At 68.4% G+C, this 19,561-nt stretch carries 17 protein-coding genes; 6 read left to right on the top strand and 11 right to left on the bottom strand.

The annotated features are described in order from the left end of the window. Positions 1-32: 32 nt before the first annotated feature. Entirely contained in the window at positions 33-1,514 is a 1,482-nt protein-coding gene (locus D8S75_RS04055; RefSeq protein ID WP_119964657.1) for an AMP nucleosidase, read from the bottom strand. Between the two features lie 42 nt (positions 1,515-1,556). After that, positions 1,557-3,626, bottom strand: a complete 2,070-nt coding sequence (locus D8S75_RS04050; RefSeq protein WP_119964656.1) for a putative bifunctional diguanylate cyclase/phosphodiesterase — start codon at positions 3,624-3,626, stop codon at positions 1,557-1,559. 149 nt (positions 3,627-3,775) lie between these two features. On the opposite strand from D8S75_RS04050, the gene D8S75_RS17850 reads away from it, so the two are divergent. Both D8S75_RS17850 and dbpA read left to right on the top strand, forming a co-directional pair. Next, positions 3,776-5,041 carry an MgtC/SapB family protein gene (locus D8S75_RS17850; protein ID WP_119964655.1) on the top strand — a complete coding sequence of 422 codons (1,266 nt, stop codon included), beginning with the start codon at positions 3,776-3,778 and terminating at the stop codon, positions 5,039-5,041. A gap of 122 nt (positions 5,042-5,163) precedes the next feature. Continuing rightward, entirely contained in the window at positions 5,164-6,582 is a 1,419-nt protein-coding gene (gene dbpA / locus D8S75_RS04040) for an ATP-dependent RNA helicase DbpA (RefSeq protein ID WP_119964654.1), read from the top strand. Between the two features lie 67 nt (positions 6,583-6,649). Here the strand turns inward: dbpA and D8S75_RS04035 are convergent, their stop codons facing one another. From D8S75_RS04035 to D8S75_RS04020, 4 genes are all read right to left on the bottom strand, one after another. Beyond that, entirely contained in the window at positions 6,650-7,348 is a 699-nt protein-coding gene (locus D8S75_RS04035) for an ankyrin repeat domain-containing protein (RefSeq protein ID WP_119964653.1), read from the bottom strand. A 13-nt stretch (positions 7,349-7,361) separates the two neighbouring features. Further along, positions 7,362-7,853 (bottom strand): GlcG/HbpS family heme-binding protein, encoded by a 492-nt coding sequence (locus D8S75_RS04030; protein WP_232828888.1) that lies wholly within the window; start codon positions 7,851-7,853, stop codon positions 7,362-7,364. Between the two features lie 141 nt (positions 7,854-7,994). Continuing rightward, positions 7,995-8,618: a response regulator transcription factor gene (locus D8S75_RS04025; protein ID WP_119964651.1), complete on the bottom strand. Its 624-nt coding sequence runs from the start codon at positions 8,616-8,618 to the stop codon at positions 7,995-7,997. Then, positions 8,615-10,099: a sensor histidine kinase gene (locus tag D8S75_RS04020; RefSeq protein WP_119964650.1), complete on the bottom strand. Its 1,485-nt coding sequence runs from the start codon at positions 10,097-10,099 to the stop codon at positions 8,615-8,617. Before D8S75_RS04020 ends, D8S75_RS04025 begins: the two co-directional genes overlap by 4 nt. Positions 10,100-10,139: 40 nt before the next feature. Between D8S75_RS04020 and D8S75_RS04015 the strand changes: the two genes are divergently transcribed. Beyond that, the gene (locus D8S75_RS04015) at positions 10,140-11,090 is read left to right on the top strand and encodes a cation diffusion facilitator family transporter (RefSeq protein ID WP_119964649.1); all 951 of its coding nucleotides are present in this window, start codon (positions 10,140-10,142) and stop codon (positions 11,088-11,090) included. Further along, a complete protein-coding gene (gene dtd / locus D8S75_RS04010; protein ID WP_119964648.1) occupies positions 11,087-11,539 on the top strand; it encodes a D-aminoacyl-tRNA deacylase in 453 nt (150 codons plus the stop codon). The genes D8S75_RS04015 and dtd overlap by 4 nt, the downstream gene beginning before the upstream one ends. A gap of 55 nt (positions 11,540-11,594) precedes the next feature. Here dtd and D8S75_RS04005 read toward each other — a convergent pair whose 3' ends face one another. The 5 genes from D8S75_RS04005 to D8S75_RS03985 form a co-directional block, all read right to left on the bottom strand. Beyond that, a complete protein-coding gene (locus D8S75_RS04005; RefSeq protein WP_119964647.1) occupies positions 11,595-12,839 on the bottom strand; it encodes an MFS transporter in 1,245 nt (414 codons plus the stop codon). Between the two features lie 11 nt (positions 12,840-12,850). Continuing rightward, positions 12,851-13,591 carry a sulfite exporter TauE/SafE family protein gene (locus tag D8S75_RS04000; RefSeq protein WP_119964646.1) on the bottom strand — a complete coding sequence of 247 codons (741 nt, stop codon included), beginning with the start codon at positions 13,589-13,591 and terminating at the stop codon, positions 12,851-12,853. A gap of 149 nt (positions 13,592-13,740) precedes the next feature. Then, entirely contained in the window at positions 13,741-15,552 is a 1,812-nt protein-coding gene (locus tag D8S75_RS03995) for an FG-GAP repeat protein (protein WP_198673138.1), read from the bottom strand. A 298-nt stretch (positions 15,553-15,850) separates the two neighbouring features. Next, positions 15,851-16,309, bottom strand: a complete 459-nt coding sequence (ybeY, locus tag D8S75_RS03990) for an rRNA maturation RNase YbeY (protein ID WP_119964644.1) — start codon at positions 16,307-16,309, stop codon at positions 15,851-15,853. Positions 16,310-16,371: 62 nt separating this feature from the next. Next, positions 16,372-17,322 (bottom strand): PhoH family protein, encoded by a 951-nt coding sequence (locus D8S75_RS03985; RefSeq protein ID WP_119964643.1) that lies wholly within the window; start codon positions 17,320-17,322, stop codon positions 16,372-16,374. A gap of 46 nt (positions 17,323-17,368) precedes the next feature. Between D8S75_RS03985 and ruvA the strand changes: the two genes are divergently transcribed. Continuing rightward, on the top strand, positions 17,369-17,944 hold the full coding sequence (gene ruvA / locus D8S75_RS03980) for a Holliday junction branch migration protein RuvA (RefSeq protein ID WP_119964642.1): 576 nt from the start codon (positions 17,369-17,371) through the stop codon (positions 17,942-17,944). A gap of 7 nt (positions 17,945-17,951) precedes the next feature. After that, positions 17,952-19,505 carry a trypsin-like serine peptidase gene (locus tag D8S75_RS03975; protein WP_232828886.1) on the top strand — a complete coding sequence of 518 codons (1,554 nt, stop codon included), beginning with the start codon at positions 17,952-17,954 and terminating at the stop codon, positions 19,503-19,505. Positions 19,506-19,561: the final 56 nt, after the last annotated feature.

Genomic DNA, 19,561 nt, shown 5'->3' with positions numbered 1-19,561 from the left:
TTTGAAGGCCGCATGGATCGGCGCTCCGAGGCTCACTGGAACGCCACTTCGGCGAAGCTGCGCAGCTTGCGGCTGTGCAGGCGGTCCACGCCGCCCTCGCGCAGGATGTCGATGGCGCGCATGCCGATGCGCAGGTGCTGGTCCACGCGCTCGCGGTAGAAGTGGTTGGCCATGCCGGGCAGCTTGATCTCGCCGTGCAGCGGCTTGTCGCTCACGCACAGGAGCGTGCCGTAGGGCACGCGGAAGCGGAAGCCGTTGGCGGCGATGGTGGCGCTTTCCATGTCCAGCGCCACGGCGCGGCTCTGGCTGAAGCGGCGCTGGGGCAGGTTGTCGGGCAGCAGCTCCCAGTTGCGGTTGTCGGTGCTGGCCACGGTGCCGGTGCGCATGATGCGCTTGAGTTCGTCGCGGCCCATGCGCGTGACGTCGGCCACGGCCTGCTCCAGCGCCACCTGGATCTCGGCCAGCGCGGGAATGGGCACCCACAGAGGCAGGTCCTCGTCGAGCACATGGTCCTCGCGCACATAGGCGTGGGCCAGCACGTAGTCGCCCAGCTGCTGGCTGTTGCGCAGGCCGGCGCAGTGGCCCAGCATGAGCCAGGCGTGCGGGCGCAGCACGGCGATGTGGTCGGTGATGGTCTTGGCGTTGGCCGGGCCCACGCCGATGTTCACCATGGTGATGCCGCTGCGGTCCGCGCGCATCAGGTGGTAGGCCGGCATCTGCGGCAGGCGCGGCGGCGGCGCGCCCAGCTCGTCACCGGGTTCGGCGGCGAGGCCCACGCGGCGCGTGACCACGTTGCCCGGTTCGATGAAGGCGATGTACTCGCTGTCGGGCTTGGCCATCTCGGCGTGGCCCAGGCGCACGAACTCGTCGATGTAGAACTGGTAGTTGGTGAACAGCACGAAGTTCTGGAACCACTCGGGCGCCGTGCCCGTGTAGTGGCGCAGGCGGTGCAGCGAATAGTCCACGCGCGGCGCGGTGAACAGCGACAGCGGCTGGGCCTCGCCGGGGCGGTGCTGGCGCGTGCCGTTGGCGATGCCATCGTCCATGGCGGCGAGGTCGGGCAGGTCGAACAGGTCGCGCATCAGCATGCGCCGCTCGGGGCCCAGCTGGCCTTCGACATGGTCGTGCTCGGCGAACGAGAAGTGGATCGGGATCGGGTGCGTGCTCGTGCCCACCTCCAGCGCCACGCCGTGGCTGCGCCGCAGCAGGCGGAACTGTTCCTCGTAGTAGTCGGAGAACAGGTCGGGCCGCGTCAGCGTGGTCTCGTAGCGTCCCGGGCCCTCGACGAAGCCGTAGGCCAGCTTGCTGTCGGCGCGCGCCACGGTGGTGGTGTGCACGCGCACGAAGGGGTAGAACGCGCGCACCGGCGCGTCTGGCGTCTCGCCGGCCACGAAGCGCTGCATGGCGCCGCGCAGGTGTTCGATCTGCTGCTGGTAGATGCGCTGCACCTGGGCCAGGGCATCGGCGGGGTCGGTGTGGCGGGTCGGGGCGATGAAGTCGGGGATCTGGGGCATGGGCCTATTGTCCACAAGCGCGGACACCGGCGTGTGACACCGTCACTCCGGGCGCGTCAGCCAGCGGCGGGTGTCCTGCGCATCCATCGGCACCGAAATCAGGAAGCCCTGCACCAGGTCGCAGCCCAGCTGCCGCAGCAGTTCCATCTGCGCGGCGGTTTCCACGCCCTCGGCCACGGTCTTGAGCTGCAGGCTGTGGCCCATCTGGATGATGGCGGTGACGATGGCCACGTCGTCGGCGTCGCCGGGCGTGTCCATGACGAAGGAGCGGTCGATCTTGAGCTTGTCGATGGGGTAGCGCTTGAGGTAGGCCAGCGACGAGTAGCCGGTGCCGAAGTCGTCCACCGACACGCCCACGCCCAGCGCCTGGATGGCGTTGAGCGTGTCGAGCACGGGGCCGGTCTGGTGCATCAGCACCGATTCGGTGAGCTCGATCTCCAGGAAGCGCGGCGGCAGGCCGGTGGAGCGCAGCACGGCCGCGATCTCGCCCACCAGGTCGCGCTGGCGGAATTCCAGCGCCGACAGGTTCACGGCCATGGGCACCTGGGCCAGCCCTTCGTCCTGCCAGGCCTTGAGCTGGCGGCAGGCCTCGTGCAGCACCCAGCGGCCGATGGGCGCGATGAGGCCGCGCGATTCGGCGAAACCGATGAATTCGTCCGGACCGACCAGGCCGCGTTCGGGGTGGTTCCAGCGCACCAGGGCCTCGAAGCCCTGGAGCGATCCGTCCCGCAGGCTCATCTGGGGCTGGTAGTGCAGCACGAAGGCGTGGCTGGTGATGGCCGCGCGCAGCTGGCGTTCCTGCTGCAGCACCTCCATGGCGCGGCCGTCCATGCCGGGCTGGAAGAACTGGCGGTTGCCGCGCCCGTTCTCCTTGGCGTGGTACATGGCGGCGTCGGCGCAGCGCAGCAGCACGTCGCCGGTGCTGCCGTCGTCCGGGAAGAGGCTGATGCCGATCGAGGGCGACATGGTGACCGGCTGGTTGTCGAGCGTGAACGCGCCGTGCATGGCTTCGAGCAGCTTGTCGGCCACATGGGCGGCGTCGTCGGGGCCGTGGATATCCGCGAGCACGACCACGAACTCGTCGCCGCCCAGGCGGGCCACCATGTCGGCCTCGCGCACGCACTGCTTGATGCGCGCGGCCACGTCGCACAGCAACTGGTCGCCCGCGTGGTGGCCGAGCGAGTCGTTCACGGTCTTGAAGTGGTCCAGGTCGACGAACAGCACGGCGGCGCGCCCGCGCTGCCGCTGGGCCAGCGAGAGCACGCGGTCGAGCTGCTCCATCAGGTGGCGCCGGTTGGGCAACTGCGTGAGCGGATCGTGCAGCGCGATGAAGGCCTCGCGTTCCTGCGCCTGCTTGCGCACGGTGATGTCGTGCAGCACGACGATGCGGTAGTCCGCGTGGTGCATGGGCATGGTCTTGCCCACCGCCTCGACCGGGATGGTGCGGCCGTCCTTGTGGGTGATGGTGACCTCGTAGGGGTCCTCGCGCCCGCTGCGCGTGTATTCCAGCGCCACCGGCCGCCATTCGGGGGTGATGAAGCTGAAGATCGACAGACCCAGCACCTCGGGCAGGGTGTAGCCGGTGAGCCGCTGCAGCGCCTCGTTGCCGTCGATGATGAGGCCGTTACGGTGGAACACGATGGCCTCGTCGGTGGCCGCCGCGAACTTGCGCATGCGCTCCTCGCTCTGGCGCACCGCGTTCTCGGCGCGCCAGCGCTCGGTGATGTCGGTGATCAGCACGAAGGCGCCCACGAGCTGCGCGGGCGGCATGACGTGGGGGATGAGGTTGACCTCGATCATGCGCGCCTCGCCACTCGGCAGTGTCTGTTCGCGCACGTATTTCACGCGCTCGCCCTGCTTGCAGCGCTCGACGTGGGGCTCGATCGCCTGCCAGGCCTTCTCGCCGATGGCCTCGCGGACCGTGAGGCCGAGGATGGATTCGGTGCTGTGGCCGTTGTAGGCGGCGTAGCCCTGGTTGGCGAAGCGGCAGTGCAGGCTGGGCAGGTCGTAGTACGCCATCAGCGCGGGGACGGAGTCTGCGATCAGCCGCAGCAGGGAGTCGCTGGGTGCCCCGGCAGCCGGGGTGTGGGCATCGTTCGATGTGTCTGGCATGGAGCACCGCACTGGTTGATTTGTTTATAGCCGATTGCCGGGGCGCGCGACTTGGGACAAATCCGCATCCAGCCCGGCCGCAGCAGGCCGCGCGGGCCTGGTTTCTGGCAGCATCGGGGCATATCCAGGAACGGTTCGCGGGAGCGTGCATGCAGGAATGGGGCGATTTCTCGGCCGCCATGGCGGTGCTGGCCAGCGCGCTGGGCTGCGGCTTGCTGATGGGCATCGAGCGCGAGCGGCGCAAGGGCGACGGACCTTTCCGCTCGCTCGCGGGCGTGCGCTCGTTCACCCTGGCCTCGCTCAGCGGCGCGGCGGCGGCCCTGATCGGTTCGCCGGCGCTGGTGGCCGTGGTGGGCGTTTTCATCGCCGCGCTGGCGGTCACGGCCTATGCGCGCGACCGCTCGGGTGACCCCGGCGTGACCACCGAGATCGCCCTGCTGCTGGCCTACCTGATCGGCGTGCTGTGCGCGCGCGACCAGATGCTCGCCGCCGCGCTGGCCGTGGCCGCCACGGGCCTGCTGGCGGCGCGGGACAGCCTGCACCAGTTCTCCCGCGACTGGCTGCAGCCGGGCGAGGTGCGCAGCGGCCTCGTCCTGGCGGCGCTGCTGCTGCTGGTGGCGCCGCTGGTGCCGAACGAGCCGCTGTGGCAGGGGCTGCTGAATCCGCGCGTCGTCATGCGCCTGCTGCTGGTGCTGCTGGTGATCCAGTCGCTGGCCCACGTGGGGCGCCGCCTGCTGCAGGCACGCCAGGCCATGGCGCTGTCGGCGCTGGCCTCGGGGTTTGTCTCCAGCACCGCCACCATCGCCAGCCTGGGCCTGGAGGCGCGCGAGGGCGCCGTGGCGGTGCGCGCGCAGGCCGGCGCGGCGGTGCTGTCGTGCGTGGCCACCATGGCGCAGATCGTGGTGGTCGCGGCCACCGTGCAGCCCGCCTGGCTGGCGCGGCTCTGGGCGCCGGCGCTCGCCGGGGCCGTGGTGGCGGGTGCCTGGGGCTGGTGGCGGGTGCGGGGTGCGACTGCAGGCCCCGAGGATGGAACGGCCCGCCCTCAACTCCCGCCCGACACGGCCATGTTCAAGCTGCGCGATGCGGCCCTCATCGCGGCGCTGCTGACGGCGGTGCAAGTGGGCGTGCTGTTGCTCACGCGCTGGCAGGGGGATGCCGGCATGCTGGTGGGCGCGCTGCTCGCCGCGCTGGCCGATGTGCACGCCGCGACCGCCGCCCTGTTGGTGCAGGGCGGCCCGGCCAGCCCCATGGCGCCGGTCGTGGCGCAGGCCCTGATGGCGGCGCTGCTGGTGCACGCCGGGAGCAAGAGCGCGGTGGCGCTGGCCAGCGGCGGCTGGCGCTACGCGCTGGCCGTGGCGCCGGGCATCGTGGCGCACACCCTGGCCTTCGTGGGTGTCATGGCCCTGCTGGGGTGAACACCCCTCGGAGGCGGCGGCCCTTGCGCGCGGGCGCTGGCCTGGGGGCGTTTCATGCGCCGTGGGGCGCGCGCAGCGCGGTGGAGCCACCGGGATCCCGGCCGGGCCGGATAATCCCGCCCATGACATCCCAAGACAACCAAGCCGGCGCGGCCTTCAGCACGCTGGCCCTGGGCTCCGCCCAGCTCGCCAATCTGCAGCAGCTCGGCTACACCCAGATGACTCCCATCCAGGCGGCCAGCCTGCCGCTGGCGCTGCGCGGCCAGGACCTGATCGCCCAGGCCAGCACCGGCAGCGGCAAGACGGCCGCCTTCGGCCTGGCCCTGCTGGCGCGCCTGAACCCGCGCCGCTTCGCCGTGCAGGCGCTGGTGCTGTGCCCCACGCGCGAGCTGGCCGACCAGGTGGCCACCGAGGTCCGCCGCCTGGCGCGCGCCGAGGAGAACATCAAGGTCGTGACCCTGTGCGGCGGCGTGCCGCTGCGCGGCCAGATCGCCAGCCTGGAGCACGGCGCGCACATCGTGGTGGGCACGCCCGGCCGCGTGATGGACCACCTGGAGCGCGGCAGCCTCACGCTCGAAGCCCTCAACACCCTGGTGCTCGACGAGGCCGACCGCATGCTCGACATGGGCTTCTTCGACGACATCGCCACCGTGGCGCGCCAGTGCCCGAAAGAGCGCCAGACGCTGCTCTTCTCGGCCACCTACCCGGAGGGCATCGCCAAGCTCAGCGCGCAGTTCCTGAAGAACCCGCAGCAGATCACGGTGCAGGCCCAGCATGCCGAGGCCAAGATTGAGCAGCGCTGGTACGAGGTGAAGGATTCCGAGCGCTTGCACGCGGTCTCGCTGCTGCTGGGCCATTTCCGGCCCGAGTCGTCCATCGCGTTCTGCAACACCAAGCAGCAGTGCCGCGACCTCGTGGCCGTGCTGCAGGCGCAAGGCTACAGCGCGCTGGCGCTGTTCGGCGAGCTGGAGCAGCGCGAGCGCGACCAGGTGCTGGTGCGCTTTGCCAACCGCAGCTGCTCGGTGCTGGTGGCCACTGACGTGGCCGCGCGCGGGCTGGACATCGCCAACCTGGCCGCCGTCATCAACGTGGATGTGACGCCCGACCCCGAGGTGCACATCCACCGCATCGGCCGCACCGGCCGGGGCGATGCCGAGGGCTTGGCGCTGAGCCTGGCGAGCATGGACGAGATGGGCAGCGTGGGCAAGATCGAGCAGTTGCAGGGCCGCGAATCGCGCTGGTACCCGCTGGCCGAACTCACGCCCACCGGAAGCGGCCTGCTGCTGCCGCCCATGGCCACGCTGCAGATCATCGGCGGGCGCAAGGAGAAGATCCGCGCGGGCGACGTGCTGGGCGCGCTCACCGGCGAGATGGGCTTCACGCGCGAGCAGGTCGGCAAGATCAACGTGAACGACTTCTCCACCTACGTGGCGGTGGACCGCGCCATCGCCGCCCAGGTCGTGCAGCGCCTCAACAGCGGCCGCGTCAAGGGCAAGAGCGTCAAGGCGCGGCTGGTGACCGACGGCGAGTTTTCTGAATGAAATCGGCCTGTGGCGCTTTAACCATAAGCGCTACCAGCTATTGATTCAATAGCGTTTTGCGCCGCCCTCACGGGCGTGCGCCGGCCGCCTCCAGCATCTTCACCATGGCGTCATAGCCGCGCTGACGCGCGAGCTGCAGCGGCGTGTTGCCGTGGCGGTCGGCGAGCCGGGTGCTGGCGCCCGCGTCGAGCAGCGCCTGCAGCGTGGCCTGGTGGCGCGGCCCGCCGTCGCCGAGCACGATGGATTCGATCAGTGCCGTCCAGTGCAGGTTGTTCACATGGTCCAGCGGCGCGCCGGCCGCGATGAGCTGGCGCACCACGCCCACATGCCCCAGGTGGGCGGCGGCGATGAGCGCGGTGCCGTCGTAGCGGCTGGTCACCTGCCTGGCGCTGGCGCCCAGCTGCAGCAGCAGGCGCAGCGTGTCCTCGTCATCGGCCACGGCGGCGATGGTGACCGCGTCGTAGCGGTCGTTCTCCAGCAGGTCGAGCGCCGCGCCCGCCTGGGCCAGCAGGCGCACCGCCTCGCGCTGGCGCGCGAAGGTGGCCACGTGCAGCGGCGTGCGGCCATGGGCGTCGCGCGCATTCACGTCAGGCCGTGCTGCCAGCAGGCGCTGCAGCCCGGCGGTGTCGCCGCGCGCGGCGGCGGCGTGCAGACCCTGGTATGCCGCGATCTCGCTGGCCGTGGGTGCCACCTGGGCCTGTGCGGGCAGCACCAGCAGCAGGGGCGCCGCCAGCAAGACCCAGGACAGAAGCTTGCGCTGTGCCATGGCGGGGGCCTGCTTACTTGAGTTGATCCTGGACCTTGGCGATTGCCGCCATGGCGCACTGCTCATCCAGGTGGCCGCCGGGCGCGCCGCCGACGCCCACGGCGCCGATGACCTCGTTGCCCACCTTCACCGGCACGCCGCCGCCCAGCAGCAGGTAGCCGGGGATCTGGCCCAGGTTGGCGGCGGCGGGGTTCTTCTGCGAGCCTTCCATGATGGCCAGCGTGGTGTTCTTGGCCGAGGCCGAGGTGTAGGCCTTGAGGCGGCTGGCTTCGAGCGTGTGCGGGCCGGCGTTGTCGGCGCGCTGCACGGCGCGCACGGTGCCGGCGCGGTCCACCACGGTGGCCGTCACGTTGTAGCCGCCGGCGGTGCAGGCGGCGACGGTGTGCGCGGCGATCTGGTTGGCCAGGTCGAGCGACATGTTGCGCTCGGTGCGCACGCCTTCGGCGCTGGCGGCCGTGGCGATGAAGGCGAGGGCGAAGGCGGTGGTCTTGAGGCTGTGGCGCATGGTGTTCTCCGGTGGTGGTCTTTCGGCGCCACCCGTTGCGGCGCCGTGGGGAGAACTGTAGAAAAAGCCGCTGCGCCGCACCATGCGGACGGCTACGCGCACATGTCCGTAGTTCTACGGAGCACCTGCCGGACGGGCGCCTTATTCCACCAGCGCCGCGTAGCGCCGGATGAGCTGGGCCAGCGAGTCCACGCCGAGCTTGGCGAACAGGTTGGCGCGGTGCGTTTCCACGGTGCGCGGCGAGAGTTCGAGCGCGCGGCCGATCTCCTTGTTCGTCAGCCCCTCGACGATCAGGCCCAGCACCTCGCGCTCGCGCGCCGAGAGCTGGGCGTGGCGCTCGCGCGCTTGCTGATCGGCCTGGTGGCGTTCGCGCGAGCGCACATGCTGGCGCACGGCGTTCTGCAGGGCCTCGATGAGCACCTCGTCTTCCACGGGTTTTTCGAGGAACTCGGCCGCGCCGGCCTTGAAGGCGCGGCGGCACATGTCCACCGTGCCGTGGCCGGTGAGCAGGATCACGGGCTGGTCCGCGCCCTGGGCCTGCAGCTGCTCCAGCACGGCCAGGCCGCTGGTGCCGGGCATGCGCACGTCGAGCACGATGGCGCCGATGCTGGCGCGGTCGAACCCGGCCAGGAAGGCCTGCGGGTCGGCCCAGGCCTGCACGCGCAGGCCCACGGTGGCGATGAGCAGGGAGAGGCCCTCGCGCACGGCGGCGTCGTCGTCCACGAGGTGGATCAGGGGCGAGAGGGAGGAGGCGCTGTCGTTCATGGTGTGGGCGTGGCGGCGGGCAGCAGGAGCACGAAGGCCGCGCCCCGGCCGTTGCCGGGGGCGAGCTGGAGGCTGGCACCCATGGCCTGGGCCAGGCTTTCGCACAGCGGCAGGCCCAGCCCGAGGCCGCCGGCGCGCGTGGTGAAGAAGGGCTCGAACAGGCGCTCGCGGGCCTCGGGCGGGATGCCGGGGCCGTGGTCGCGCACGGTGAGCTGCACCTGGCCGGGGGTGGGGGTGCCCAGGCGCAGCTCCAGGCGGCGCTCGGCGGCGGGTACCTGCTCCAGCGCCTGCAGCGCGTTCATCACGAGGTTGTGCACGATCTGCTGCAGCGCCACGGGCTCGGCCAGCACGGCGGGGAGGCCGGGCTCGGCCTGCACCTCGGGCACCACGGCGCGGGCGCGGCATTCGGGCTCCAGCAGGTGCAGCACGTCGTGCACGGCGGCGGGCAGTTGCAGGGGCTGCATCTGGCCGGCGAGGTCGGGGCGCTCGACCAGGCGGCGCAGCCGGCCCACCACGTCGGAGGCGCGGCGCGCCTGCTCCACGGCGCGGGCCATGGCGGTGCGCGCGGTGTCCAGGTCGGGTGGGTCGTCGCCCAGCAGGCGCTGCGCGGCCTGCGTGCCCGACAGCAGCGCGGTGAGGGGCTGGTTGAGTTCGTGCGCCATGCCGGCGGCGAGTTCGCCCAGCGTGTTCAGGCGCGCCACCTGGCCCAGGCGCAGCAGCTCCTCGGCGCGTCGGCGCGCCACGCGGTGGCGCCACAGCGCGCGCCCGGCCACGGCGGCGGCGGCGGTGGCCGCGCACCAACCCAGCATGGCGAACCAGGGCAGCTCGTCCCAGCCCACCACGCGTTGTGCCACCACGTCCAGCGGCTGGCTCGGCGAGGCCAGGGCCTTGCGAAATCCGTAGGTCCAGCCCCGGGCTGGGGTGCTTCCAGGCTGCACCGTGAAGGCCTGGCCGGCATGTTCCAGCGTTACGCGGATGGGGCTGGTGACCGGGTCCATGGGCCATTCGTCGTGCGGCACGGTGGCGTGCAGGTCGATGTGCAGCGCGTAGCTGGCGGGGGTGCTGGCCAGCACCAGGTGGTAGCGTCCTGCGGCGAGATCGGGCCGGGCCAGCGTGGCGTGGCCCGTGGCGCGCGAGGTGGCCTCGGCGGCGTCGAGCTCCGGCGCGGCGGCGGGCCAGGTGCCGTCGGCAGGGCGGCGCAGAACGTCCAGGATCTGCGGGTACACCGAGGGCAGGCGCGGCAGCGCGGCATCGGCGCCGCCCAGGCCGGGCTCGGCGGGCTGCAGCAGCGCCAGGGTGGAGAGGATGGCGTCGTGCTGCACCATGCGCTGGCTCAGCAGGCGGTGCACGATGCGCGCATCGGTCTCGAAGGCCGCCTGCAGTTGCTGCAGCCGTGCATGCGCCAGCCACCCGGCACTACTGCCGGCGGCCAGCAGGCAGGCCAGCGTGGCGGCGGTGCGGCGGTGCCATGCCTTGTTCATGGCGGGATTCTGGCATGCCAGTCTGGTGTAATCCGGGGCCATGTCATCCACCGCATCTTCGCCGCGCCCTTGGCTCACGCCCCGCAACCTGCTGTGGGCGTCGGTCTGCGTGGCCATTCTCACCATCACGCTCAAGACCCTGGCCTGGTACGTGACGGGCTCGGTGGGCCTGTTGTCGGACGCCATGGAGTCCTTCGTCAACCTCGCCAGCGCGGTGTTCGCCCTGGCCATGGTGACGGTGGCGCAGTTGCCCGCCGACGACAACCACCCCTACGGCCACCACAAGGCCGAGTATTTTTCCTCGGGCTTCGAGGGCATCCTCATCGTGGGGGTATCGGCGGGCATCCTGTGGGCGGCTGTGCACCGGCTGCTGGACCCGCAGCCGCTGGAGCAGGTGGGCTGGGGCCTGGGGCTGTCGGTGCTCAGTTCGGCGCTCAATGGCCTGCTGGCCTGGGTGATGTTCCGCGCGGCGCGCGAGCACCGCTCCATCGCGCTGGAGGCCGACGCGCGCCACCTCGTCACCGATGTCTGGACCTCGGCCGGCGTGCTGGTGGGCCTGGTGGGCGCAGCCCTCACGGGTTGGTTGTGGCTCGATGCCGTGGCGGCCATCATCGTTGCGCTCAACATCCTCAAGGAAGGTGTGGAGCTGGTCTGGCGCTCCTCGCAAGGTCTGATGGACGAGGCCGCCGAGCCCGAGGTGCAGGCCACCATCGAGGCCACGCTGCAGCGCTTCGTGCAGGGCCAGCCTCCGGGGGCGCTGCGTTTTGACCATGTGTCCACCCGCCGCGCCGGGCAGCGCCGCTTCGTGGACATGCACATGCACATGCCGGCCGACTGGACCCTGCGCCACGCCGCCGAACTGCGCGGCCAGGTCGAGCGCGCGCTGATGGCCGCCGTGCCCGGCCTGCGCGCCACCATCGAGCTGCTGCCGACCGATGTGGAGGCGCATTTTGACGACCTGCCCGACGCCTCCAAGGAGGGAATGAAATGATCAGCATCTTGCAACGCGTGAGCGAAGCACGGGTCGATGTGGAAGGGCAGACCGTGGGCGCCATCGGCGCAGGCCTGCTGGTGCTGGTGTGCGCCGAGCGCGGCGACACCGAGCAAGAGGCCGACAAGCTGCTGGCCAAGATCCTCAAGCTGCGCATCTTCAGCGACGAGGCTGGCAAGATGAACCGCAGCGTGCAGGACATCGGCGGCGGCCTGCTGCTGGTGAGCCAGTTCACCCTGGCGGCAGACACCTCCAGCGGCAACCGCCCCGGCTTCAGCCAGGCCGCTGCGCCCGACGAGGGGCGGCGGCTGTTCGACTACGTGGTGGAGCGGGCGCGTGCCCTGCACCCCGTGGTGCAGACGGGCCGGTTTGCCACCGAGATGCAGGTGCACCTGGTCAACGATGGGCCGGTGACGATTCCAATGCGCATGGAACCAGCCAGAGTTTGATTCAAAAACGATAGCTGCTGACGCTTGATGGCTCAGCGCAAAGGTCTGTTTTTTCTTATTTTTTCTGGACCAGCAACGGCGACACCGGCAACCACCGGAACCCCATCGACGCCAGCGCCAGCCACCCGGCGATGGCGAGCATCACGGCGGTGTGCGGGTCTGTGCCGCGCTGCGCGGCCCAGGTGGCGACAATGCCGGTGAACCACTGCATCAGCGCCACGCCCAGGAACATGGCCATGGTGAACGCAGAGAGGGCGCGGCCCGTCAGCGCGGGTGGGTAGGAGGTGCGCACGTCGGCGTACTGCAGCACGCCGTAGCCCGACAGCAGACCCATCAGCAGGATCAGCGCCACGCTGGCGCCCGTGTGCTGCCGCAGCAGTGCCAGCGCCACGAACATCCCGGCCATCAGCAGCGAGGCGTTGGCGATCCAGAACCGGCGCTTTGCGGTGCCGGGGTCCAGCCGGCCCGACAGGCCGGGCGCGAACAGCGCGATGAGCGACAGGGCGAGCGCGACGTTGCCGCTGTCCACCAGCGTGAGGTGGAAGCGGTCCATCAGCAGCGGCGCCAGCCACAGGCCGCGCAGCGACAGGAAGGCGGCGTAGCCCGACATGCCCAGCAGCAGGATGCCCCAGGTGTGGGGCAGGAGCAGCAGCTCGGCAAAGCCGCGCAGGGCCTGGCCCCAGGTTTCGCGCGCGGCCACAGGAGCAGCAGGCAGCGGTGGCTCGTGCACGCGCAGGTAGATCAGCAGCCACGACAACGCGCTCAAACCGGCCAGCGCCGCGTAGCCGGTGCGCCAGCCACCGTGCTGCACCAGCCAGGCCAGCGGCGTGCCGGTGAACAGCAGGCCCAGCCCGCCCACGCCCATGGCCACGCCCGAGAGAAAGGCGAAGCGATCCGCCGGAAAGTGCCGCGCGATGAACAGCGTGCAGGCCAGGAAGGCGGGCGAGCAGCCCATGCCGATCAGCAACTGGCCCGCCATCAGCCAGGCATAGCCGGGCGCCAGGGCGGAGAGCGCGGAGCCCGCGATGGTGAATGGAAAGGCGATGAGCACGGTGCGGCGCAGGCCGTACAGGTCCAGCCCCACGCCCATCAGCAACTGGGCCACGCCGAAGGACAGGCCGAACAGCCCGGCGAAGGCGCCCAGCGACTGGGCGGACAGCCCGAACTCCGCCGTCAGCCCCTGGGCCATCATGGCCGTGGTGGTGCGGAAGGCCTGGCTGAGCGCGAAGCTGCTGAGCAGGGCCAGCAGCATGGCCCAGAGCGCGCGGTCGTTCGCACGCCCGGGGCTGGGGGGAGGCATTCCGTTGCGGTTCACTGTCGCCAGAAGAACAGCCCCGCCATCACCAGTCCCGTCGCCACAATGCCCCAGCGCAGCACCGGCGCGGGCAGCTTGCGCGCCACGCGCGCGCCGCCGTAGCCGCCCGCCGTGGCGGCCAGCATCATCATTAGCGCCTGGGGCCAGTGCACCACGCCGCCTGCGGCGTAGATGGCCACGGCGATGGCCGTGAGCAGGGCCGACACCCAGTTCTTCAGCCCGTTCATGGCGTTGAGGTTGGTCTGGCCCAAGAGGCCGAACAGCGCCAGCAGCAGGATGCCCAGCCCGCCGTTGAAGTAGCCGCCGTAGCCCGCCACGGCCAGCACGCCGATGGTGGCGCGGGCCGTGGAGGGCTTGCCGCCCGCCAGCCGCGCACGCAGCCAGGGCCCAAAGGCGAACAGCGCCGTGGCCGCCAGCAGCAGCCAGGGCACGACGCGCCGGAAGGTGGCGTCGGGCGTGACCAGCAGCAGCGCCGCACCCGCCGCGCCGCCGATCAGCGAGAGCACCACCAGCAGACGCATCGACAGGCCCGGCGGCGGGGCGGTGTCTTCACGGAAGCCCCAGGCCCCGGCGATGTAGCCCGGCAGCAGCGCCACCGTGCCCGTGGCATTGGCCGCCACGGGCGGCACGCCGGTGAAGACGAGGGCGGGCAGCGTCAGAAAGCTACCGCCTCCGGCGACGGCATTGAGGGCGCCGGCGATGAAGGCGGCGGTGAGCAGCAGGGCAGTCTCGAACATGGGTCACTCCTGCTTTCGATCCTACTGGCTGCAGCGCAGATGATTGGGTCACGTGCAGGCACAGGTGTTTTGCATGCCGTATAGGTCAATGCAGCAAGCACCGCAACCGGTATCGGCAACAAGCTACGGCTTGCAATGAATCAGCAAGATCAGTACATGTACACTGCGCCCGCTGCAACCCTTCTGCCCACCGTGGTGCCTGCGGCACCCGAATTGTCGGCCTGGTCGCCTTGTATGCCCGTAGCAAGACTGCCTTCGGTAGGGGCTCCCACGACCAGGGTGTTTCCATCCGCCGACAGGGCCACACTGGTGCCAAACATATCGCCCGCATCGGTGTTGCTGGCCTTGATATAGGCGCGCTGGTCCCAGGTGCTGCTGCTACGCTGGAAGAGGTAAACCGCACCAGCGCCTCCGGCGTTGTTGTCGGTCTGGTTGCCCGCCAGGCCTGAGCTGCTGCCGGCTTCTGCGGCGGCACCCACGGCCAGCGTGTTGCCATCACCGGACAGGGCGATGCCGAAGCCAAACCAGTCGTCCTGATTGGTGTTGCTGGGCTTGATGTAGGCCTGTTGGCTCCATCCGCCGTTGCTGCGGGTGAACACATAGGCCGCACCTGCACGGATCAGCGAGCGTGTGCCCGGTGGATTGTTGATGCCAGTGCCGTTGGTGGTCTCCCCGATGGCACCCACCGCCAGGGTGTTGCCATCGGCCGCAAGGGCTAGTTTGTACCCGAAGCTATCCTCGAGCTCGGTGTTGCTGCCCCGTACCACGGTCTGCTGACGCCATTGGCTGCCGTCGTGGGTGAACAGTGCCACCATCCCCCCACCGCCGGTGGCCAATGTACGTCCGTCAGCCGACAGTGCAACTGGGAAGCCTACGCTTTCGTTGGTGGCTACTGCCTTGATGTAGGCTTTTTGCTCCCAGGTCGAGCCATGGGTGAACATGTACACAGCCCCTCTGCCGGGAGTGGATGTGTCGGTTTGGTCTCCGTTGATGCCTGTGGCGTTGCTGGCTTCGCCCGGCGCGCCCACAGCCAGTGTCTTGCCATCGGCCGCGAGGGAGACGCTCATGCCAAAGCGGGCGGCTTGGACAACGTAGGAGCCATAGGCGATATCGCCGCTGTATTGGGCCACTGCTGCTGTATTGCTGGCCTTGAGATAGGTCTGCTGACTCCAGGCATCGCCGGTGCGGTGAAATACATACACTGCACCTGCACCAGGGGTCTGGGTATTGGTTTGATCGCCATCGATGCCGCGTGCATTGCTAGCTTCATCGGGGGCGCCCACAGCCAGCGTACTGCCATCACTCGAGAGCGATAAGCTGAAGCCAAAGCTCGCAACGTGGGGGTTACCTCTTTCATTGGTGACGAGCTTGGTGTTGCTGGCCTTGAGATAGGCTTGCTGGACCCAACCTAGGGCTGAGCGTGTGAACACATACACCGCACCCGCCCCGCTGACGGTATTGTCGGCTTGGTTTCCGTTGGCGCCGGTGGCATTGCTATCCTCGTCTGTCGCACCGACGGCCATGGTGCTGCCATCCGCCGAAAGCGCCACGCTGCTGCCAAAGGCGTCGCCTTTGTCGGCGTTGCTGGCTTTGAAGTAACCGATGGCCTTGCCGATATCTGGTGTGATGGCTGTGCTGTAGGCGCTGCAGCCATTGGCATCGCAAGCGCGTACCCTGTAGCTGGCGTTCACGCGCGTGTGAAGTAACCGATCTGCCTGACTGTAAGCGTAGCCGTTGTTGGTGATGTTGCCGCCAATGGCGGTTTCTGTAAGTGCGCCGGCGGCTCCATCAGGATCTTCTGCCAATTCGTAGTGTGTGGCGCCAATGGTGGTAGCCCATTTGAATTGGTAGCCTTTCGGGCCATAGTCCACCACCAAATCTGTGGGCGCATTGAGGCTGGTGGATCCCTGGCCTGTGTCCGTGCCACCGCCGCAGGCGCTCAACAGCAGGGGGCGACCCACAACAGGGCGGCGAGAGAATGGATGCGTGTTGGTCTGCGCATAGTTGTTTTTAAGGGTTCAGTACCAAATGCTGCTTGACCGGGAGGGTTCGCGGTCAAGTGACAGGGGTTGTGTGGGGCCGTGCGCGAGGATACTTTAGGGACTTGCGACGCTCAGGATGAATATGTCAAAAAAGTGCGTCACAACATTGCTGCGAGACGTGAACGATCGCCATCCGAGACAACATGTCATGCTGGCAGACAACTTCAGGAGTCTCTTGTTCTATCCTTTCGGATAGTGAGAGCTTGCGTACGCTTTCTCAGGTCGCGTAAGGATTTGCGACCCCCAGCTCCCGCAGGATGTCCGTCTCGTAGGCCTCCATCTCCTGCGCATCCTGCTCGCTGGTTTCATGGTCCCAGCCCTGGGCATGCAGCGTGCCGTGCACAAGCAGGTGGGCGTAATGTTCTTCCAGGCTCTTGTTCTGTTCGCGTGCTTCGCGTTCGACCACGGGGGCGCAGAGCACCAGGTCGGCGGTAACCACAGGCTCCTGGGTGTAATCGAAGGTCAGCACGTTGGTGGCGTAGTCCTTGTGCCGGTAGTCGCGGTTGAGCTGGCGGCCTTCGTTCTCGCCGACGATGCGCACGGTGATTTCGGCATCCTGAGCAAGGGCGTGGCGGATCCAGCGCGCCACCTTGTGGCGCGGCAGCACGGCGCGGTGGGCTGCCGCGTCGTTACTGCGGGCAAACTGCAAGGAGAGCGTGAGTTGATTCAAAGCCATTTTGGCCTCCAGCGCCCGTCCTGATTGCGCGAGCAGCTATTAATATAGGAGTATGGTGGTTGTCAATCGGCGCTGCGGCGGCCCCGTTGGGCGTCGTAGGCATCGACGATGCGCGCCACCAACGGGTGACGCACCACGTCGGCACTGGTGAAGCGCGTGACAGCGATGCCCTTGACGCGCTTGAGCACGCGCTCGGCGTCGATCAGCCCGCTCAGCGCACCCTTGGGGAGATCGACCTGGCTCACGTCGCCCGTGATCACGGCCTTGGCGCCGAAGCCGATGCGCGTGAGGAACATCTTCATCTGCTCGGGGGTGGTGTTCTGCGCTTCGTCGAGGATGACGAAGGCGTTGTTCAGCGTGCGCCCGCGCATGAAGGCCAGCGGGGCGATCTCCAGCGCGTTGCGCTCGAAAGCCTTCTGCACCTTGTCGTAGCCCATGAGGTCGTAGAGGGCGTCGTACAGCGGTCGCAGGTAGGGGTCGACCTTCTGCGCCAGGTCGCCGGGCAGGAAGCCCAGGCGCTCTCCCGCCTCCACCGCCGGGCGCGTGAGCACGATGCGCTGCACGTTGCTGCGCTCCAGCGCATCGACGGCGCAGGCCACGGCGAGGTAGGTCTTGCCGGTGCCAGCCGGGCCGATGCCGAAGGTGATGTCGTGCGTGGCGATGTTGTCGAGGTACACGGCCTGCGTGGGCGTGCGTGCGCGCAGATCGGCACGGCGCGTGGTCAGCGGAGAGGGGGCGCCCTCGGCCTCGGCGCTCATCGCGCTGTCACCCGCCAGCATGAGCTGCAGGTGCTCTTCGCTGATGGGGCGCTCGGCCATTTCGTACACGGCCTGCAGTACCTCCAGCGCCTGGGTGGCGCGCGCCTTCGGGCCGTCCACCTTGAACTGTTCGTGCCGGTGCGCGATGCTGACCTGCAAGGCCGCCTCGATGGTGCGCAGGTGGCTGTCGGCCGGGCCGCACAGGTGCGTGAGGCGGGTATTGTTGTGGGGGGTGAAGGTGTGGCGCAGGATCACGTTGATAATTCCGTCGGAATGCGCCGGACGGCGACAAAGGACATCAATGATAGGCAAATTGACCGGCACCTTGCTGGAGAAGAATCCGCCCGAGGTGCTGGTGGACTGCCACGGCGTGGGCTACGAGGTGCAGGTGCCGATGAGCACCTTCTACAACCTGCCGGCGGTGGGCCAGGCGGTGAGCCTGCTTACGCAGTTCATCGTGCGCGAGGATGCGCAGTTGCTGTATGGTTTCGGCAGCGCTGAGGAGCGCGCGGCGTTCCGCGAGCTGATCAAGATATCGGGTGTGGGACCGCGGACGGCGCTGTCCATCCTGAGCGGCATGGGCGTGCAGGACCTGGCGCAGGCCATCACGTTGCAGGAGTCCGGGCGCCTGGTCAAGGTGCCGGGCATCGGCAAGAAGACGGCCGAGCGGTTGCTGCTGGAACTCAAGGGGAAGCTGGGAGGAGAAATGGGGAGCGCCGGCGCCCAGCCAGCAAGCGGCGCACAAGGCGATATTCTTCAGGCGTTGCTCGCTTTGGGGTACAGCGACAAGGAAGCGGCTGCTGCGCTCAAGGCTTTGCCTCAGGATGTGGCGGTCAGCGATGGGATTAAGCTCGCTCTCAAAACGCTGGCGAAATGATCTTCTGATGTTAGTGATGTTTGAAATGGGGGTTCAGATGCACGGGAACTGGAAAACGATGTGCGGTACCGCATTGGTGCTGCTTGGCGCAACATTGGCAGGATGCGGTGGTGACGGCCAGCAGTCGACGGGGTCTGCCGCGTCCGTGCTGCGAGTCGAAGGCATGGCTGCACCCCAGACAGCGATTGCCCCTGCGTCTGTGAAAACCCGTGATGCAAGTGCGCTGCCAGTGCCTGCGCGTATCGAACTCGGAATTTTGCAGTCCAGCAAGGGCGATCTGGCACAGGCGGTGCCTGGTCCTCGCATGGTGGGCGAGGCGCGGTCAGTGTCCGCAGCAGCCACTACAACGCAGACCCAGCAGCAGCTTCAGTGGACACGCACCGGCACTGGCGCGCAGGTTGCGGCCCTCAGTATTTCCGCCAAGGACGCCCTGGGTCTGCGCCTGGGCGTGCAGGTCACTGCGCTGCCAGAAGCGGCCGTGTTGCGCGTCTATAGCCAAGCGCGCCCCGAGACCGTGTACCAGATCATGGGCAAGGATGTGTTGATGCATGTGCTGCGCAACACGCAAGCCGTGGGTGACAGCGCAGAGGCGCGCACCTGGTGGACGCCGGATTTTGGTTCTGAAGAAGTCACGCTCGAAATTGAACTGCCCGAAGGCGTATCGACGCAAGCTGTCGAGATCGCGGTTCCAACCGTATCGCACATCTTTGCCGAATTGGAGCCGGCAGCAGGCGATGCATCGGTCAAGATCAACGAATCAGCTGCGTGCAACCTGGATGCAGTATGCGACGCCAGCTACGCCACACAGAGCAACGCCGTGGCGCGCATGCTGTTCACCTCGGGGGGCAATACCTATGCTTGCACTGGTACCTTGCTCAATGATGCGCAGAGTTCGGGCACACCCTATTTCCTCAGCGCCAACCACTGCATTTCCACGCAGACGGCGGCCTCAACGCTGCAGACCGATTGGTTCTACCAGTCATCGGGCTGCAATACGCGGGCGCTGTCAGACCGCACGACCAAGTTGTACAACGGTGCCACGTTGTTGCATGCCAGCAGCAGTACCGATGTTTCCTTCATGCGGCTTAACGATGCCGCGCCCGCTGGTGCCTACTTTGCCGGTTGGGACGCATCGGGGGCGGCGCTGGCGAATCGCACGCCCATTGTCGGGTTGCATCACCCCGCGGGGGACATGCTCAAGATCAGCAAGGGTGAGGTGTCGGGCCAGACCAGTTGCTCCAGTACCGGAGGCAATCAGTTCGGCTGCACCGGCAACTCGGGTAACTTCTACATGGTGACCTGGAGTTCGGGCACCACCCAGGGTGGCAGCAGTGGTTCGGCCTTGTTCTCCACGGACGGGCGCTATGTCGTGGGTACGCTGTATGGTGGATCGGCTTCGTGCACCAACACTGGTGGGCTGGACATGTACGGACGCTTCGATGTGTCGTACAGCCAGGCGCTCAAGAACTGGCTGGGCGGTCAGAGTGGTTCGGGTACGGGGTCCGGGGTCGAGCCCATTGAAAACATTCTGCGGGTGTTGAGAAGCCTGCGGGGCGGCTGAAATACAAGCGTCAAGGCGATTGACGCGCTGTGCGGCCACAGCCTGCGGGGCCGCAC

The organism is Simplicispira lacusdiani, assembly GCF_003604195.1.
In the GTDB taxonomy this organism is placed as follows: domain Bacteria; phylum Pseudomonadota; class Gammaproteobacteria; order Burkholderiales; family Burkholderiaceae_C; genus Simplicispira; species Simplicispira lacusdiani.
This window is presented reverse-complemented; position numbering and strand designations above follow the sequence as displayed.

Coding starts and splice junctions, on each gene's coding strand:
- D8S75_RS04055 (WP_119964657.1), bottom strand. CDS start 1,514: ATGCCCCAGATCCCCGACTTCATCGCCCCGACCCGCCACACCGACCCC.
- D8S75_RS04050 (WP_119964656.1), bottom strand. CDS start 3,626: ATGCCAGACACATCGAACGATGCCCACACCCCGGCTGCCGGGGCACCC.
- D8S75_RS17850 (WP_119964655.1), top strand. CDS start 3,776: ATGCAGGAATGGGGCGATTTCTCGGCCGCCATGGCGGTGCTGGCCAGC.
- dbpA (WP_119964654.1), top strand. CDS start 5,164: ATGACATCCCAAGACAACCAAGCCGGCGCGGCCTTCAGCACGCTGGCC.
- D8S75_RS04035 (WP_119964653.1), bottom strand. CDS start 7,348: ATGGCACAGCGCAAGCTTCTGTCCTGGGTCTTGCTGGCGGCGCCCCTG.
- D8S75_RS04030 (WP_232828888.1), bottom strand. CDS start 7,853: ATGCGCCACAGCCTCAAGACCACCGCCTTCGCCCTCGCCTTCATCGCC.
- D8S75_RS04025 (WP_119964651.1), bottom strand. CDS start 8,618: ATGAACGACAGCGCCTCCTCCCTCTCGCCCCTGATCCACCTCGTGGAC.
- D8S75_RS04020 (WP_119964650.1), bottom strand. CDS start 10,099: ATGAACAAGGCATGGCACCGCCGCACCGCCGCCACGCTGGCCTGCCTG.
- D8S75_RS04015 (WP_119964649.1), top strand. CDS start 10,140: ATGTCATCCACCGCATCTTCGCCGCGCCCTTGGCTCACGCCCCGCAAC.
- dtd (WP_119964648.1), top strand. CDS start 11,087: ATGATCAGCATCTTGCAACGCGTGAGCGAAGCACGGGTCGATGTGGAA.
- D8S75_RS04005 (WP_119964647.1), bottom strand. CDS start 12,839: ATGCCTCCCCCCAGCCCCGGGCGTGCGAACGACCGCGCGCTCTGGGCC.
- D8S75_RS04000 (WP_119964646.1), bottom strand. CDS start 13,591: ATGTTCGAGACTGCCCTGCTGCTCACCGCCGCCTTCATCGCCGGCGCC.
- ybeY (WP_119964644.1), bottom strand. CDS start 16,309: ATGGCTTTGAATCAACTCACGCTCTCCTTGCAGTTTGCCCGCAGTAAC.
- ruvA (WP_119964642.1), top strand. CDS start 17,369: ATGATAGGCAAATTGACCGGCACCTTGCTGGAGAAGAATCCGCCCGAG.
- D8S75_RS03975 (WP_232828886.1), top strand. CDS start 17,952: ATGTTAGTGATGTTTGAAATGGGGGTTCAGATGCACGGGAACTGGAAA.